Origin of the sequence: Dehalogenimonas sp. THU2, assembly GCF_039749495.1 — a bacterium.
In the GTDB taxonomy this organism is placed as follows: Bacteria; Chloroflexota; Dehalococcoidia; order Dehalococcoidales; family Dehalococcoidaceae; genus Dehalogenimonas.
Map to the genome: position 1 here is coordinate 26,445 of NZ_JBDLLU010000013.1, position 16,120 is coordinate 42,564.

16 protein-coding genes are annotated in these 16,120 nt (G+C 57.0%); 3 read left to right on the forward strand and 13 right to left on the reverse strand.

The annotated features are described in order from the left end of the window. Window positions 1-146: 146 nt before the first annotated feature. Both ABFB09_RS07610 and ABFB09_RS07615 read left to right on the forward strand, forming a co-directional pair. Complete coding sequence (locus ABFB09_RS07610) at window positions 147-413, forward strand: HgcAB-associated protein (RefSeq protein WP_347000911.1); 267 nt, start codon at window positions 147-149, stop codon at window positions 411-413. 10 nt (window positions 414-423) lie between these two features. Then, window positions 424-1,248: an arsenite methyltransferase gene (locus tag ABFB09_RS07615; protein WP_347000912.1), complete on the forward strand. Its 825-nt coding sequence runs from the start codon at window positions 424-426 to the stop codon at window positions 1,246-1,248. On the opposite strand, the gene tilS is transcribed toward ABFB09_RS07615, so the two are convergent. The 13 genes from tilS to ABFB09_RS07680 form a co-directional block, all read right to left on the reverse strand. Next, entirely contained in the window at window positions 1,245-2,690 is a 1,446-nt protein-coding gene (gene tilS, locus ABFB09_RS07620) for a tRNA lysidine(34) synthetase TilS (protein WP_347000913.1), read from the reverse strand. The two genes, ABFB09_RS07615 and tilS, sit on opposite strands and share 4 nt — an antisense overlap. A 126-nt stretch (window positions 2,691-2,816) precedes the next feature. Further along, window positions 2,817-3,440: a histidine phosphatase family protein gene (locus tag ABFB09_RS07625; RefSeq protein ID WP_347000914.1), complete on the reverse strand. Its 624-nt coding sequence runs from the start codon at window positions 3,438-3,440 to the stop codon at window positions 2,817-2,819. 12 nt (window positions 3,441-3,452) lie between these two features. Continuing rightward, the gene (locus tag ABFB09_RS07630; protein ID WP_347000915.1) at window positions 3,453-4,583 is read right to left on the reverse strand and encodes a M48 family metallopeptidase; all 1,131 of its coding nucleotides are present in this window, start codon (window positions 4,581-4,583) and stop codon (window positions 3,453-3,455) included. 11 nt (window positions 4,584-4,594) lie between these two features. Then, window positions 4,595-5,236: a TIGR03936 family radical SAM-associated protein gene (locus ABFB09_RS07635; RefSeq protein WP_347000916.1), complete on the reverse strand. Its 642-nt coding sequence runs from the start codon at window positions 5,234-5,236 to the stop codon at window positions 4,595-4,597. Window positions 5,237-5,320: 84 nt separating this feature from the next. After that, a complete protein-coding gene (locus ABFB09_RS07640; RefSeq protein ID WP_347000917.1) occupies window positions 5,321-6,676 on the reverse strand; it encodes a hemolysin family protein in 1,356 nt (451 codons plus the stop codon). A 139-nt stretch (window positions 6,677-6,815) separates the two neighbouring features. Next, window positions 6,816-7,829, reverse strand: a complete 1,014-nt coding sequence (hypE, locus tag ABFB09_RS07645) for a hydrogenase expression/formation protein HypE (protein ID WP_347000918.1) — start codon at window positions 7,827-7,829, stop codon at window positions 6,816-6,818. Between the two features lie 136 nt (window positions 7,830-7,965). Then, entirely contained in the window at window positions 7,966-9,060 is a 1,095-nt protein-coding gene (hypD, locus tag ABFB09_RS07650) for a hydrogenase formation protein HypD (RefSeq protein WP_347000919.1), read from the reverse strand. Next, complete coding sequence (locus tag ABFB09_RS07655; RefSeq protein ID WP_347000920.1) at window positions 9,057-9,284, reverse strand: HypC/HybG/HupF family hydrogenase formation chaperone; 228 nt, start codon at window positions 9,282-9,284, stop codon at window positions 9,057-9,059. Before ABFB09_RS07655 ends, hypD begins: the two co-directional genes overlap by 4 nt. 124 nt (window positions 9,285-9,408) lie before the next feature. Further along, complete coding sequence (gene hypF / locus ABFB09_RS07660; RefSeq protein ID WP_347000921.1) at window positions 9,409-11,733, reverse strand: carbamoyltransferase HypF; 2,325 nt, start codon at window positions 11,731-11,733, stop codon at window positions 9,409-9,411. Between the two features lie 2 nt (window positions 11,734-11,735). After that, on the reverse strand, window positions 11,736-12,392 hold the full coding sequence (gene hypB / locus ABFB09_RS07665; protein WP_347000922.1) for a hydrogenase nickel incorporation protein HypB: 657 nt from the start codon (window positions 12,390-12,392) through the stop codon (window positions 11,736-11,738). Continuing rightward, complete coding sequence (gene hypA, locus ABFB09_RS07670; protein ID WP_347000923.1) at window positions 12,373-12,732, reverse strand: hydrogenase maturation nickel metallochaperone HypA; 360 nt, start codon at window positions 12,730-12,732, stop codon at window positions 12,373-12,375. Before hypA ends, hypB begins: the two co-directional genes overlap by 20 nt. 176 nt (window positions 12,733-12,908) lie before the next feature. Then, window positions 12,909-14,510, reverse strand: coding sequence for a chaperonin GroEL (gene groL / locus ABFB09_RS07675; protein ID WP_347000924.1), 1,602 nt, complete (start codon window positions 14,508-14,510; stop codon window positions 12,909-12,911). A gap of 33 nt (window positions 14,511-14,543) precedes the next feature. Next, the gene (locus ABFB09_RS07680) at window positions 14,544-14,837 is read right to left on the reverse strand and encodes a co-chaperone GroES (RefSeq protein ID WP_347000925.1); all 294 of its coding nucleotides are present in this window, start codon (window positions 14,835-14,837) and stop codon (window positions 14,544-14,546) included. Window positions 14,838-15,117: 280 nt separating this feature from the next. Here ABFB09_RS07680 and tsaD point away from each other — a divergent pair, with 280 nt between their 5' ends. Next, complete coding sequence (gene tsaD, locus ABFB09_RS07685; protein WP_347000926.1) at window positions 15,118-16,104, forward strand: tRNA (adenosine(37)-N6)-threonylcarbamoyltransferase complex transferase subunit TsaD; 987 nt, start codon at window positions 15,118-15,120, stop codon at window positions 16,102-16,104. Window positions 16,105-16,120 lie beyond the last annotated feature (16 nt).

A 16,120-nucleotide genomic window follows, 5' to 3' on the forward strand; every position in this document is an offset into this window, starting at 1 on the left:
GACATATACCAGAGACATTCTAAATAGGTGCTTTTTTAAATCAACCATAACCGAACAGTACCTGGCAGATGTATATCAGATATATTCATTTGACAACTGCTGATTTTTCTGATTATACTGATTTGTATCTATTTGCAGGGGCACTTATGAACAAAGAAAAAACAACGGCTGATTCCTGCTGCGACACCGGCGAGTGCTGCCGTGTCGAAGCTGTGGTAAGCGTGGATGCCCGTGGGCAGTTGGTGCTGCCCAAGGAAGTGCGCGAAAGCATGGGTATAGCCGCGGGGGAAAAACTGGCGCTGGTGACCCTCAACCGCGGCGGGAAACCGTGCTGCCTGGTGATGATGAAAGCTGAAAAACTGGCCAAAGGCGCCAGTGAATTCCTCGGTCCGATTCTGAATGAAATTCCATAAGGAGACTGCGATGAAAGACAACGATATCAAGAGTTATGTCAAGGAACGCTACGGCGGCATCGCCCGTTCGGGCGGGGGTTGCGGCTGCGGCTCCGGGTGCTGCGGTCCGGCGCCGGACACCATCGCCAAAGTCATCGGTTATTCCGAGGACGAACTGGCCGCGGTGCCGGAAGGCGCCAACCTCGGCCTGGGCTGCGGCAACCCTACCGCCATCGCCGCGCTGAAACCCGGTGAGACAGTTCTCGACCTGGGTTCCGGCGCAGGGTTCGACGCGTTTTTGGCGGCGCGGCAGGTCGGACCCGCCGGAAAAGTCATCGGGGTGGACATGACGCCGGACATGCTGTCCAAGGCCAGGGCGAACGCGGTCAAAGGCAGTATAACTAACGTCGAGTTCCGCCAGGGTGAGATAGAAGACCTGCCGGTCGAATCAGGCACTATCGACACCATCATTTCCAACTGCGTCATTAACCTGTCGCCGGACAAACCGAAGGTATTCGCCGAGGCCTTCCGGGTGCTCAAGCCAGGCGGCCGCATCGCCGTTTCTGACATCGTGCTGACCGAACCCCTGCCCGACTATATCCGGGATTCTGTGGCGGCCTATACTGCCTGTGTGGCGGGGGCGATCCTGAAGGAAGAATATCTCGATGCTATAAAACAAGCGGGGTTCGAGGACATCGAGATCGCCGGGGAGAATGTCTTCGACCTGGATTTTCTGGATATGGCGCCGGAGTTGCTGAAAGAAGCGGCAGCGCTGGGACTGACCTTAGAGAAGATTGCGCACATCTCTGAGACGATCGTCAGTGTGAAGGTGTCGGCGTCGAAGCCGGCTGGCTAACAAGTATTTTTCGAAGATCCAGGAAAAAATCCAATATTCAAAACGCGCCGGGTCGCCGTTGTAACCCTGACACGTTCATCCAGCCGGTAACCTGCCACCCAGACGATCTGTCGAGGGTTGACGACGATGGGGACGCGGTCACGCCAGGGGCGCGGCACTTTGGAGTCGATGAAGAAGTCTTTCAATTTCTTGGGGCAATCCATACCCATCGGCTGGAAGGCGTCGCCGGGGCGGCGGGTGCGGACGGTGAGATCATCGCCAGCCATGTCCAGGTCGATGCCTGCCATTGCGAACTGATCCCCATGACATTCCGGTAAATCGTCCAGGCTATCGACGATTGAAGCGGTGATTTTCCAGCCGGGAATCTCAGTTACCCCCAGGATATTTAGCTTATACTCACCATCGAGCGGCGGAAACGGGATCAGCCCAGACAGATCCCGCCCCAGGTACAACTCACGGTAACCCGAGGCGAAAACCAGGCCGCCGGGTAGATCGATAGCACGGCCAGCCTCACCCGAAGCCAGGTCAAGCATATCTTCGATGTGCACCGCCTCGATGTCTTTTGGACCACCGAGGGCTTTTAACAGCATGAGCCGCAGCGCGCCGCGTTGAAGGGCCGGGTGGGTCCCTGAAAAAGCGGTCTTATCGATGATATCGACGTCGCATTCGACGCGGGCCAATTCCGACACCACCCGCCGAGCCTCGACCTCGATGAAATCCAAGTCGTCGGCGGCCAGCCGCGAAAGACGGACAAGCGCATCTTCGATACGGGGGTTGAAGTCCTCCCGGATATCCGGCAGCAGCTTGCGGCGGATGCGGTTGCGGGTGGGGGTCAGGGATTCGTTGGTGGCGTCGGTGCGAAAGTCGATCCCCGCCTCCCGGCAATAAGCCTCCACCTCAGCCCGTGTAACGCCAATTAAAGGCCGAATGATGCGTAACGGCCCAACTCGCTTGTATCGGAGAATGGAAGCCTCTTTCAGCCCCACAAGGCCGGACAGGCCGCTACCCCGGAGCAGGTGGAGCAGCACCGTTTCTACATGATCGCTGCGGGTGTGAGCGACAGCGCCGGAAACGGCTCCGATGTTTCCGGCGACCTCGGCCAGAAAAGCGTAGCGCACTTCACGGGCAGCTTCTTCCAGTGTCAGGCGGTGCTCTTGTCGATAGCCCTGGACATCGCGTTTTTCGATTGTCGAGGGTAATCCCAGCCTTCCGGCCAGATCACGGACGAATTCAGCGTCGGCGTCAGATTCAATGCCCCGTAATCCGTGGTCGAGGTGGGCGACATGGAGATTGATATCGAGTTCTGTGCTGTTGTTATGTAATGTGTGAAGCAGACTCACCGAATCCGCTCCACCGGACACCGCCACCACCACTCTGTCACCCCTTGACAGAAGTTCCCGGCGGAGGATAAGGTCGATGATTTTTTTTTCGAATCGATGCATCGGCTAGATTATAACAGGTAAAGCCAAAACGGAAATAATCCCGAAGTACGAAATCCCTGTCGCCTCCCGGTTCGGTCATTTGAATTTGGTTATTGTTTGGTCATTGTAACTTGTATCCTGGAATTTTTACCAGGGTTTACTGTCCACCTGAAAACAGGATTCGTTGTAGACGATCAGTCTGGTACCGGCGGCATCGACTTCGATGACAGAGAGGCTGCCGGTGTTCATCCTGAACCTGCGGATGGCCTCCGGCGGCAGTCCCAGCACCCGGCAGACCAGGGATAGAACGACAAAATAATGACTGACGATGAGCACTTCACCATCAGGGAACCGCTCCACCAGTTTTTCTATCACTCGCCAAGCGCGGTCGCGGACATCGTTCAGTGATTCGCCGCCGGGCAGCCGCGGTAACCCATCCTCAGTCGCGGCGGTCAGCAACACTCCCAGGCTGCCGCCGATCTGGTTCACGGACATCCCTTCCATTTCACCGGCGTCGATCTCCCTCAGATCGGGTTCAAATTCGATAGCCACCTGCCCATGCTCCCGGGCGATGGCTTCCGCCGTAACCCGGGCGCGGCCGAGCGGACTGGAGACGATAGCTTCCAGTTTCTCTGTAGCCAGGCGCCCGGCCAGGCATTTAACCTGCCGTAAACCGGTCTCATTGAGGGGCGTGTCGGAGCCACCGCCCTGGATACGCTTGTAGCGGTTCCAGTCGGTCTCGGCGTGGCGGGCGATAAATATCTTGGTCATGCTGATTTTCCTTTAAGTATCGATTCGGCGCATCTGCGATCTGAACTCCTCCGCCATCTTCACCCGGTCATTGTAGCTGGGATGCCCCTGGCCCAGCCGCTCGAAAAAACTGGACGAGCGGGCTTCTGACAGATTCTGATCGGTGAGTTTGGTCATGGCGGAGATGAACACTTCCGGATTGCCGGTAAGGTCCAGGGCATAGGCGTCTGCCGCTGCCTCCAGCCTGCGGGAGAACCAGCCGGATAGGGGCATGGCCGGCACGCCGGCGGCGAAGAGCGCCACCAACAGCATTAGCAACGCGGCGGGATCGGTTAGGTTGACATAATCCATGGCTGTCACCAGGTAATCGAACACCCAGGCACCCAATCCGAACATGAACATGAAAGTCACCGCCTGAAAACCGTAAAGCCGCCAGACATCAGCGTGGCGCTGGTGGGCCAGTTCATGGGCCATGACCAATTCGATTTCATCCGGCGAGTATTGCTCAATGAGAGTATCGGATATGGCAACACGTTTCGTGTATCCCAGCCCCATGACCGCGGCGTTGGCCAGCGTGGTCTTCTCTGAGAACTCGATGACGTAGATGCCGCCCACCTTGACCCCGGTGCGCGCCGCCAACGCTTCCAGCCGGTCCTTGAGTTCGCCCTCTTTCATCGGCTTCATCTTGAAGAACATCGGGATGATAACCACCGGAGCCAGCACCGTCAGCAAAAGACTGACTGCCATCAAAGCCGCCCAGGCGAAAAGCCACCACCAGTCCGGCGACCGCTGCAACATGAAATAGAGCGCCGCCACGGCGATGGCGCCGAAGGCGATACCCATGGACAGGGACTTGACATGGTCGGCGAGCCAGCTTTGGTTATCCTGCCGCGACAGGCCGTAGCGCCGGGGTAATACCAGCCCGCCGTAATAGTCCAGCGGCAGCGTGATGAGGGCGTACACGAACATGAGAAGAGCAAAATAAAGCGCGGCGGCCAACACCGGTGAATCCGGCAGCGCGGCGGTCAGGTTTCCGGAGAGGGGGGTGAATATAAGCGTCGCAACGAGAGCGACGGTCAGAACCAATGTGATGATGCCTATGCGCCGCCGCTTCCGGGCATACTCCGCGGCCTGTCGCTGGCGTCCGGCGTCCAGTGCAGCCATCGCCGGAACCCCTAGGCCAGCACCAGCCGGGTGCGGTGGATGGAGAGGGGGTAATCGGCAAAACCGAGGGCGAGCGCCATCTGCTCCGGCCGGCCGGAGCCGGATGGATCGTTCTTAAGGCGCATGAATAGTGTCACCCCGTCGGCGCTGGTATCGATTACCGACATGTCGCCGATCTGGGCGCGCAGGTCATAGTGGCGGGTCTCAGCATCCCGCCGGTGGCTCCAGTCCAGGGTGGACAGCTTCATCAAATTTTCCACCGCTTGAGAGATCTCGGGGGCGGGGCGGTCGAGGGGCAGTTTAACTCGGTATTCGGCGAAACGTACCAGTGACTGCAGGGATGGCGCTTCCGGCGGCATGATCAACGCCTGTTCCACGCCCAGGTCTTCCGGCATCTGCGCCGCAATCAAGCCGAGTACAGTCGACACCAACGGCGGGTTTTCCAGCCAGACTTCCATCAGTTCCGCCTCCGACGTCCAGCCTACCGCCAGGGGGGCGGCCACCGCCAGTCGGGGGTGGGCGTTAAAGCCCTCTGAATAAGCCATATCCAGCCCGGCGCGGCGGAAGACCCGCGGCCAAAGGCGCATCATATCCAGATGGGAGATGAATTTCAGTTTATCACCACGGGTATATCTGAAGCGTATGCGTTTCAATATCATTCCTAAAATCTAAAATTTTGGTATCGAACTGGATTTCGGGATCGAGGCCTTGCTGGCAGGAAGTAACGGAGACCGGGTTCAGGATTTGGTGCCGGAGGTCTGCCCGCCGCCGGTCGTTTCCGGCTTGATTGCCGGCTTGGAGTCGGTACCCTGGCCGGTCGGCTCAACCGGACGTTTTTCTTTGGTAATCAACACTTCTTCGATCTTCTTGCCACGCATCCGGGTGATCACCAGCTTGAGTCCGTTATAACGAATGACCTGGCCTTGTCTCGGGATCAGTCCAAGGGTTTTCAGTATGAAACCAGCCAGGGTTTCATAATCATCGTCTTCCGGCAATTCGATGCCCATCTGCTCATTAGCTTCGTCGATGCGCATACCGCCGTCGACCTGAAAGGTGTTCGCGTTAATCGATTCGAAATCCTTTTCAGCACTGGCCAGCTCATCGCCCACCGGACCGACAATCTCTTCCATGAGTCGCGACAACGATACCACCCCAGCAGTCCCGCCGTATTCGTCCACCAGCACCGACATCCTGAAGTTCTTATCCCGCATCTCATTGAAAAGTTCACCGATGGGTTTGGTCTCCGGAGCAAAATAAGCCGGGCGAACCAGTTCATCGATCTTGTCGTCCAAACCGACTTCGCCCTTAGCCTGAGCCATCAGCACATCCTTGATGGACAAGATTCCAAGCACATTATCCATATTTTCCTCGTAAACAGGAAAACGGGACATGGGAAACTTTTCATAAAGCTCGAAAAATTCCTTCAATAGGGTGCCTTTTTCCAGTGCCACAACCTCTGGCCGTGGCACCAGTACTTCAAAAACCGGCCGTTCGCGGAAGTCCAAGACGGCATGCAGCATCTCAGCTTCGTCCTTTTCCACGGTACCTTCCTTGTGGCCCACATCGATCATGCATCGTATTTCTTCTTCATTGAAAAGCGAGGAATGATAGGTACGGCCACCGCCGAAAAGTCGCATGAAAAACGACGCGATCCACGAAAGAGCGGTGACGAATGGAGTGAACAACCATGCCAGAAATGTAAGCGGGCGAACATAGAGAAGAGTCATTTTATCGGCGTGCCGGGTGGCGATGGTCTTGGGTGTAACTTCGCTGAAAATGAGTAGAATAATCGTCAGACCGATAGTGGCGACAATTACGCCGTTCTGCTCGCCAAAAGCGGATATTGCCAGGACGGTGGCCAAGGCCGAAGCTGCGATGTTGACGAAATTGTTACCCAGAAGAACTGTGGACAGCAACCGTTCCGGCTTCTCGGCCAATTTGGCCACCTTGTCGGCATTCTTGACCTTGTTATCCAGCATACTCTGCAGGCGGTATTTGGAAAGTGAAATAAAAGCCGTTTCAGAACTGGAGAAGAACGCTGACAATAAAAGGCAAAGAATAAGAAGGGCAAGGTAAATGTTTTCTATTGACATAATGTTAGTTAAAAGCCCGCCGAAATGTTATAACAGTATTGATAATAACACGTCCGATAAATAGATGCCATAATCGGCGCGGACTTCCGGTTGTTCGGCTATCGATCCCCGGCTGATGTTCGACGGCAGTGAAGCCGGGTCAACAGATGCGTGGTAAGAGTTCTCCTGACAGCATATCCAAGATACGCCGCGCGCCAAGCGCTGTGGTCAGAACCACTTTGCCCGGCCGTTCCGCGGTGACCTCACCAATAATTGCGGCATCGGCGCCGTAGCGATTGGCTCGCATGGCTTCGAGGACCTTCCCGGCCTCTTCCCTGGCGACGATGGCGATCATCTTGCCTTCGTTGGCCACGTACAGAGGGTCGAAACCGAGCAGTTCGCAGGCTGTCCTGACGGCATCCTTGACCGGAATCTTAGATTCATCAATGTTTATGCCGACTTTCGATTGGGCTGCGATCTCGTTCAAAGTGGTCGCCAGCCCGCCGCGGGTGGGATCGCGCAGGACATGAATATTCTTTGAAACATCGAGCATCGAAGCGATCATGCCATTGAGCGGGGCGCAATCGCTTTCCACCGGCACCTTGAAGGAAAATCCCTCCCGTTGAGCCATGATGGCCATGCCGTGGTCGCCGATGCTGCCACTTAACATAATAACATCACCGGATTTGGCGTTGCAGCCGGAGATGTCCAGGCCTGCCGGGATGACGCCGATGCCGGCTGTGTTGACGAACAGCTTGTCCGCCTTGCCCCGGTTGACCACCTTGGTGTCGCCGGTGACGATGCAAACCCCCGCTTCGGCGGCAGCTGACTTGATGCTGTGGACAACCCTGGACAGTTCGTCAAAGGGCAGACCTTCCTCGATAATCATCGCCAGGCTGAGGTATTTTGGCGTGGCACCGGAGGTTGCCAGGTCGTTCACCGTGCCGCAGACTGCCAGCTTGCCGATATCGCCGCCAGGAAAGAAGATCGGGCTGACCACATAGCTGTCAGTGGTGAAAGCCAGTCGGCCTTCTCCGAGGCTGAGACAGGCAGCGTCATCCATGCGGGACAGCGTTTCATTCACCAGCTCACCGACGAACATCTGCCGGACCAGTTCCTGGCTGAGTTTGCCACCGGAGCCATGGGCTAGAAGAACGGTTTTACTTTTTTCCAACTAATTCCTCACACAGTTGATCCCCGGAATACTCCCAAACGAACAAGAGATTGCTTTCCTTCGACGTTGCTCAGGACAGGCGTCGCTTCGCTTCTCGCAACGATGTGCGGGAGAGTTCGGATTTCGAGTCTTTGTCTTACTCAATCGCTTCCGCGAAGTGATAATAGGCCGCGCACGATCCCTCGCTCGACACCATGCACGGTCCCACCGGGTTCTCCGGGGTGCAGACCTTACGGAATAGTTTGCATTCTTCCGGCGTCTTCACGGCGCGGATGACCTCGCCGCAGAGACAGCCGGCCGGTTCACGGGATGGCCGTTCAAGCTTTATGTCAAACACCTTATCAGCGTCGTGGGCGGCGAATTCGTCGCGGATTTTGAGCCCGCTGCCGGGAATGTCGCCGACGCCTCGCCAGTTGGCGGTGGCCGGTTCGAATACCCGGTCAAGCATCCTGAGCGCCACCGGATTGCCTTCACCTTTCACCACCCGGCTGTAGGCCGTTTCCACCCTGGGTGTCCCGGTCTCTATCTGTTCGACGATCATATTGACGCAGTGCAGCACGTCCAGGGGTTCAAAGCCGGAAACGGCGCAGGCAATGCCGTACCGCTCCGGTATGAAGTTCCAGGCGTCGGCCCCGACGATGGCGGAAACATGGCCGGGGCAGATGATGCCCTGGAGTTTGACTTCACCGGCGTCGAGAAGGACCTTAGTTACCGGCGGTGTCACCTTGTGCAGGGATAGGACGAAGAAATTGTCGAGTTTTTCGGCGGCCGCCTGCAGGATGGCGGCGGCGATGGTCGGGGCTGTCGTCTCGAAACCGATGCCGACGAAGACCACCTTCTTATCCGGATTCTTGCGGGCGATGTCCAGGGCGTCAAGAGTGGAATAGACGGTGCGTACATCCGCCCCGGCGGCCCGCGCCCGGTCCAGGCTGCTGTAACTGGCCGGTACCTTGATCAGGTCGCCGAAAGTGGTGATGACAACGTCCGGCATGGCAGCCAGGGCCATCACCTTGTCCAGGTCGGCGCTGGATGTGACGCACACCGGGCAGCCGGGACCGGACAACAGCTTCAGATGCGGCGGCAGCAGATCACGCAGGCCGTAGCGGAAGATAGCCACGGTATGGCCGCCGCAGAACTCCATGATATTGGCCGATTTGGTCGATCTGCGCCGGATGTTATCAAGAAGCTTTTTAGCCAGGCCGGAGTCCCGGAATTCAGTGGCAAATTTCATGTTGTCTCCGGTATCATCTCCATCTCTTTGAACAGCTTCAGCGTTTCCAGCGCGTCTTCCTCATCAATGATCTGAATGGCGAAGCCGGTATGGAGCAACACATAGTCACCTATCTTGGCGTCAGGCACCATGATCAGGCTGGCGCGCACGGTGGTGCCCGCCATATCCACCTCGGCGACGATGCCATCGATCTTACAGATCTGGGCCGGTACTGCTAAACACATCCTTCAACCTCCGTGTTAATTTCTAAATCCCAATATCTAAATTCTAAATAATTCCGAAATCCAAAGTTCAAAGTTTCAAAACGTTTTGGATTTTGGATTTTGATCCTTTTAATTTGTTTAGTGCTTAGATATTAGTGCTTAGTGCTTCGTGTTTAGTACTTGTCGCCGCAGCGACGGCCACTTGTCCCAGTGAGATTCCGCCATCGTTGGTCGGTACTTCCCGATGGGCATAGACCTTGAAACCGGAGTTCGACAAACGTTCGATGGTCTGCCGTAGCAGCCGCCGGTTCATGAAGCAACCCCCGGAAAGTGCGACGGAGTTCAACCCCTTGTCATCCTTTAAACTGTGGCACACCTGGTCGATTATGTCAACAACCGCGTTGTGGAACCGGGCGGCGATTTCGGCCGTCGCGACTCCATTCTCGATATCATCGAAAATGCTTTCGAACAATCTTTTAAGCCGGATGATCCTGACGGCATTCTCGACGATTATGTCAAAGGGGTATGTGTCCAGGGTGTCGACTCCCTCCGCTGCCATCTCCAGTTCGACCGCCGCCTGGGCGTCGTACTGAATCTCCGTCCGGATACCGAGTATCGCGGCTACTGCGTCGAATAATCTGCCAGCGCTTGAGGTCTCCGGCGTATTGAGCCCACGGTCAACCTGTTGTTTGATAAGATCGATCTCCGACCCTTCGACACCCCTTAGACAGGCCGTCGCCTTTGTCAATCCATTTTGACCGAAAAGGCGGTATAAGTAACCGATTGCGGTGCGGTAAGGTTTCCTGACCGCCGCCTCGCCGCCGGGCAGCGGCAGATACTCCAGATGAGCGGCACGCTGATACCCCGCCAGATCGGCAATCAGGAATTCACCGCCCCATATCTTACCGTCGTCGCCGTAACCCGTGCCGTCAAACGCCACCCCGATGACCTTGCCATCAGCAGCGTTTTCCGCAAGACAAGAAGCGATGTGGGCATGATGATGCTGGACCTTTATCAACGGCAACTCACGCCTCGACGCCTCAACTTCGGCCCACTTGCTGGCGGCATAATCCGGGTGCAGATCGCAAGCGATAGCCTCTGGGGTGATGCGGAACATCTTTTCGTACAGCCGCAGCGTGTTCTCGAAATGCTCGACCGTTTCCAGGTTCTCCATGTCACCAATGTGTTGGGAAATGAAGGCATTGTCATCCCGGGTCAGGCAGAAGGTGTTCTTCTCCTGGGCTCCGACGCCAAGCAGTTGCGGTATATCGGATGGCAGTCGAATCGGATACGGAGCAAAGCCTCGCGCTCGGCGAAGCATTCTCTTGGATCCAGCCTCGTGTATGACCACTGAATCATCGTACCGAGAGAATATCTCACGGTTATGTAGAATGAAATAATCAGCGATGCCGTCCAGCCTGGACAGCGCCTCCGCATTACCGGCTGCAATAGGTTCTTCGGCCAGATTGCCGGAGGTCATTATCAGGGGACGATCGATCCCCGCCATCATCAGGTGGTGTAACGGGGTGTAAGGCAACATGACGCCGAGATATTTCAGGCCGGGAGCGACGGAGACTGCGATATCGGTGTTTTCCTTGAATCTTATCAAGACAATGGGCGCCGCAGCTGAGGTTAACAAGGTCTTTTCTTCGTCGGTGACCGAGCATCTGGCTTCAACAGCGGCCATATCCGGGAGCATCACGGCGAAGGGCTTGGCGGGCCGCTGTTTGCGCCGCCGCAGTTCTTCGACGGTCGATTGGTTCTTGGCGTCACAGGCCAGAAGAAAGCCTCCGAGACCGCGGATGGCGAGGATCTTTCCGTCCTTTATCAATCGGGTAGCATCAGCGACAACATCGGCCGATTCGATATTCTGACCGGATGCATCGGTCAGGCGAAGTTTCGGGCCGCAGACCGGGCAGGCGTTGGGTTGGGCGTGGAAGCGCCGGTCGAGCGGGTTTTCATACTCTTTCCGGCAGGCGGCACACATCGGGAAGACCTTCATGGTGGTCAGCGGCCGGTCATAGGGGATATCTTCGATGATGGTGAAGCGGGGGCCGCAATTGGTGCAGTTGGTGAAAGGGTAACGGTAACGCCTATTCGCGGGGTCGAAGATCTCAACGCGGCAATCGGCGCAGGTGGCCAGATCGGGGGATATCATCTGGTATTTTCCGGCCTCGGCGACGCTCTCCCTGATCTCGAAGTCATGATAGCCGGCCGGTGGCAATGCACTTGACATAACTCCGGTGATATGGGACTGGGGCGGCGCTTCGCTTTCCAGTTCGGTGAGGAAAGCTTTCAGTTCTTCCGCCACGCCCTCTACTTCGATGCGCACTTCACCGGAGGTATTGGTCACCCAGCCGGTAAGCCTGTGTTTATGAGCCAGTTGATAGACGAAAGGCCGGAAACCGACCCCTTGGACAATGCCTTTGACAGAGACGGCCAGCCGTTCCGCCGCCCGCACCCCGCTCATGCCTACTTCCCCTGCCACGGCACCTGGGCCCGGAGCCAGTCCGCCCAGCCGGAGAACCCTTCGCCGGTTTTAGCGGACAGGGGCAGGAACAGCACGCCGGGGTTCAAACCGGTCACCGCTCTTTTGAAATTTTCAAGGTTGAAATCAAAATAGGGCAAAATATCTATCTTGCTGATAATGATGACATCGGCGCTGGCAAACATGCCGGGGTATTTGTAGGGTTTGTCGTCGCCCTCCGGCACGCTCAGGATGACCACCCGTTTATGCTCTCCCAGTTTGAACTCCGAGGGGCAGACCAGGTTGCCGACATTTTCGATGAGCACGATGTCCAGGGCGTCGAGCGGCAGGTTGTCCAGCCCGGCGCTGATCTGATTGGCGTCCAGGTGGCAGCCGCCGCCGGTGTTGATCTGCACCACCGGGGTGTTCTTCTGCGCGACCTTCTCGGCATCCACTGAAGAGGCCAGGTCGCCTTCGATCACACCGATCCGGGCATCATGTCCAAGGCTGTCAATGGTGCTGAGGATAAAAGTCGTCTTGCCGGATCCGGGGGAGGCCATGATATTGATCCCGATTATCCCGTGAGCATCCAAACGCGCCTGATTAGCCTCGGCGGTGGCGGTGTTGGCCGCCATGATGTCTTTAAGAACCTTTATCTGCATCGTCCACCTCGATAGAGTCGATGTAAAACTCCTTACCGGTCATCACCTCAGCCTGCCACTCATCGCACTTGGGGCAGACCCACTCTTCCGGGGCGGGACTGAACTCTTCTGCGCAGGCACGGCACTTCATTTTGACCGGAACCCGTTTGAAAACAAGGGTCGCTCCCTCAGCGGCGGTGTCCTTGGTCAGGAAATCGAAATAAAACTGGATGCTGTCATCCACCAGACCGGAGAGATCGCCGATTACCAGATTGACGGCATTGATCTTTTTAGCACCCGCCTCTGCAGCCTCTTTCAGTACGATATCCAGGAGGCTTTGAGTCACAGCCATTTCATGCATAAAGTGGAGTCCTAATACTTAAGTACAATGAATCAATTATACCCCGAAAGTCACGTTTGGGCAATCGCCCGAACGTGATCCGGTCTGTCACCGGGTGCCAGCCTGATCGACTGGAAAGAAGAGAGCCGCCTTTTCAGGCGGCTCTCTTCCGAAAGGGATCAGAATGTCAGGTTGTCTTAGTACTCAGGCGCCGGAGCCGGGGGGGCTTTCTCCGGGATGTCGGCCACCAGGGCATTGGTGATGATGATCATGTTGGCGACCGAGGTAGCATTCTCCAGCGCGGAGCGAACCACCATGGTCGGGTCGATGATGCCCATCTCCACCATGTTGCCGAATTCATCGGTTTCAGCATTGTAGCCAATACCTAGTTTAGAAGTGCGTACCTTTTCGATGATGACCGAGCCATCGCGGCCGGCGTTGTTGGCGATCCAGCGCACCGGGGTGGGCAGGGCGCGCTTGACGATCAGAACACCGGTCGCCTCATCGCCTTCCAGCTTCAGGGCGTCCAAAGCGGGCAGGGCATTGATCAGGCCGACGCCGCCGCCGGGGAGGATACCCTCTTCCAGGGCGGCGCGGGTGGCGGCCAGGGCGTCTTCGACGCGGGCCTTGCGCTCTTTCATTTCGGTCTCAGTGGCGGCGCCGACAGCGATGACGGCCACACCGCCGGCCATGGCGGCCTGGCGTTCCTGCAGCTTCTCGCGATCGAAGGCGCTCTCGACCTCATCGATCTGAGCCTTGATCTGCTTGATGCGGTCCTTGATGGCTTCGGGAGTACCGGCGCCGTCGATGATGACCGTCTTGTCTTTGTTGGTGGTCACGCGGTGGGCGCGGCCCATATCTTCCTCGGTGACGGAATCCAGCTTGCGGCCGGCTTCCTTGGAGATGACGCGGCCGCCGGTCAGGACGGCGATGTCTTCCAGCATCTGCTTCTGGCGATCGCCGAAGCCGGGGGCCTTGACGGCCAGGACGTTCAGCGTACCGCGCAGTTTGTTGACGATCAAGGTGGACAGGGCTTCACCCTCGATGTTCTCAGCGATGATGACCAGTGTCTTGGTCCATTGCAGGATCTTCTCCAGGGCGGGCAGCAGCTCGGCCATGGTCTCGATCTTGCGATCGGTGATAAGGATCATGGGTTCTTCGAGAACCGCTTCCATGCGGCCGGAATCGGTGACGAAATAGGCCGAGATGTAGCCGCGGTCGAACTGCAGGCCTTCGACATAATCGGTCTCGTATTTGAGGCCCTTGGATTCCTCGATGGTGATAACACCGTCTTTACCGACTTTTTCCATGACATCAGCGATCAGTTCGCCGATCTCGGGATCCTTGGCGGTGATGGTGGCCACCTGGACGATCTGGTCGCGGCCGCGGATCGGGGTGGACATCCGTTTCAGTTCCTTGGCTACGATGGCGGTGGCCTTCTCGATGCCGCGTTTCAGGGCGATCGGCTCAGCGCCGGCGGTGATGTTCTTGAAGGCTTCGTTGATGATGGCCTGGGCCAGCATGATGGAAGTGGTGGTGCCGTCGCCGGCAGCGTCGTTGGTCTTGGTGGCTGCTTCCTTGACGATCTGGCAACCCATGTTTTCAAAGGGATCCGGCAGATCGATGTCGCGGGCAATGGTCACACCGTCATCGATGACGGTGGGGGCGCCCCAGGACTTGGCCAGGGCAACCGGATGGCCCTTGGGGCCGAGGGTTACTTTTACGGTATCCGCCAGGGTGTCGATACCTTTTTTCAGGGATTTTCTAACTTGTTCGCCGAAAATAATTTGTTTTGCCACTTTGCCTCCTTAACTCCTTTTTCCGTTTTGTTTTTAGTAGATTTTCTTGGCTAGGATCTGGTTCTCCGGCATGATGACCATGTCGATGCCGTCGACTTTGATCTCAGTGCCGCCGAACTTGGGGTAGATGACGAAATCGCCGACCTTGACGTCCATGGTTTCGCGGGCGTTGTCCTTGCCCATGCGGCCGGGACCGACGGCGACCACTTCACCCTCTTGCCCTTTTTCCTGAGCGGTGTCGGGGATGATGATGCCGCTGCGCATCTCTTCTTTTTTCCCCGGCTTGACGATGACGAAGTTCTGCAGGGGTTGTACGTTTACTGCCATGAATACCTCCTTGACCTATTCCAATTTTTTCAATATTTTAGCAGTCTCGGCAGGAGACTGCTAACCTTGCTAATAATAACCCAGCACACCGGCTTACCGCAAATTAATCCTCATCCATTCTCACCCATAGATAACCGATCTCCAAATCGATTTTCGACTTATGTCGAAACATTTTCGCCCTGTTTTCTCTTCTATAGTAATCATTTCTAAGTATTTTAACATATTTGTTACCAGTTACGCCTGAATGAAGCCGCGGCTGCATCTCTGTTATAATCACTCCATGCTTGTGCTCGGTATAGAAAGCTCCTGCGATGAGACCGCTGCCGCCGTCGTGCGCGACGGTGTCAAGATACTTTCGAACCAGATCGCCTCCCAGGTGGACATCCACGCTCGTTACGGGGGAGTGGTGCCGGAGGTGGCTTCGCGGCAGCATCTGCTGTCCTCCGTGCCGGTACTGGAAAAGTGCCTCGCCGATGCCTCGCTCGAACTTGACGATATCGATGCCATAGCGGTAACCTCCGGGCCGGGCCTGGCCGGGTCTCTCCTGGTTGGCGTCAATTTCGCCAAGGCGCTGGCCATGGCCACGGGAAAGCCCCTGATCGGCGTCAACCACCTGGAGGGTCATATCTACGCCAACTGGCTCGCCGGGGAGCTGCCGCAATTCCCGGTCATGGCCCTCATCGTCTCCGGCGGGCACACCGACCTGGTATATATGAAAGGCCATGCGGATTACCAGATCATCGGCCGTACCCGCGACGACGCCGCCGGAGAAGCCTTCGATAAGGCGGCACGCCTGCTGAACCTCGGCTACCCCGGCGGTCCGGCGGTGGACAAAGCCGCCCGGTTGGGCAAACCGGGATTGAAACTGCCCCGCGCCGTCATCCGCGGCAGCCACGATTTCAGCTTCAGCGGCTTGAAAACAGCCCTGTACCGTCTTGTCGAGACTGGACAGGTCACCTCCCCCAACGACGCCGCCGCCAGTTTCCAGGAGGCAGTGGTGAAGGTGTTGGTAAGTAAGACCATCGCCGCCGCGGACGAATACGGCGTCAACCAGATACTTCTGGCCGGAGGTGTGGCCGCCAACTCCCGCCTGCGTGAACGCATGCGCGAGGAATCACCGATACCGGTACTCATTCCCCCTTTACCCCTCTGTACCGACAACGCCGCCGTCATCGCCAGCTGCGGCTATTTCCACCTGATCCGCGGCGAGCGTTCCGGTTTAGACCTGAACGTCTATCCCAGCATGCCTTTCGTCTCCACCGCCTGATTGTTCACCCCCAATC

Excerpts from the sequence above, each read along its gene's own strand:
- ABFB09_RS07680 (WP_347000925.1), bottom strand. The coding sequence starts at position 14,837 with ATGGCAGTAAACGTACAACCCCTGCAGAACTTCGTCATCGTCAAGCCG.
- tsaD (WP_347000926.1), top strand. The coding sequence starts at position 15,118 with ATGCTTGTGCTCGGTATAGAAAGCTCCTGCGATGAGACCGCTGCCGCC.
- hypA (WP_347000923.1), bottom strand. The coding sequence starts at position 12,732 with ATGCATGAAATGGCTGTGACTCAAAGCCTCCTGGATATCGTACTGAAA.
- ABFB09_RS07655 (WP_347000920.1), bottom strand. The coding sequence starts at position 9,284 with ATGTGTTTAGCAGTACCGGCCCAGATCTGTAAGATCGATGGCATCGTC.
- hypF (WP_347000921.1), bottom strand. The coding sequence starts at position 11,733 with ATGAGCGGGGTGCGGGCGGCGGAACGGCTGGCCGTCTCTGTCAAAGGC.
- ABFB09_RS07625 (WP_347000914.1), bottom strand. The coding sequence starts at position 3,440 with ATGACCAAGATATTTATCGCCCGCCACGCCGAGACCGACTGGAACCGC.
- ABFB09_RS07630 (WP_347000915.1), bottom strand. The coding sequence starts at position 4,583 with ATGGCTGCACTGGACGCCGGACGCCAGCGACAGGCCGCGGAGTATGCC.
- tilS (WP_347000913.1), bottom strand. The coding sequence starts at position 2,690 with ATGCATCGATTCGAAAAAAAAATCATCGACCTTATCCTCCGCCGGGAA.
- ABFB09_RS07640 (WP_347000917.1), bottom strand. The coding sequence starts at position 6,676 with ATGTCAATAGAAAACATTTACCTTGCCCTTCTTATTCTTTGCCTTTTA.
- hypB (WP_347000922.1), bottom strand. The coding sequence starts at position 12,392 with ATGCAGATAAAGGTTCTTAAAGACATCATGGCGGCCAACACCGCCACC.
- hypD (WP_347000919.1), bottom strand. The coding sequence starts at position 9,060 with ATGAAATTTGCCACTGAATTCCGGGACTCCGGCCTGGCTAAAAAGCTT.
- ABFB09_RS07615 (WP_347000912.1), top strand. The coding sequence starts at position 424 with ATGAAAGACAACGATATCAAGAGTTATGTCAAGGAACGCTACGGCGGC.
- ABFB09_RS07610 (WP_347000911.1), top strand. The coding sequence starts at position 147 with ATGAACAAAGAAAAAACAACGGCTGATTCCTGCTGCGACACCGGCGAG.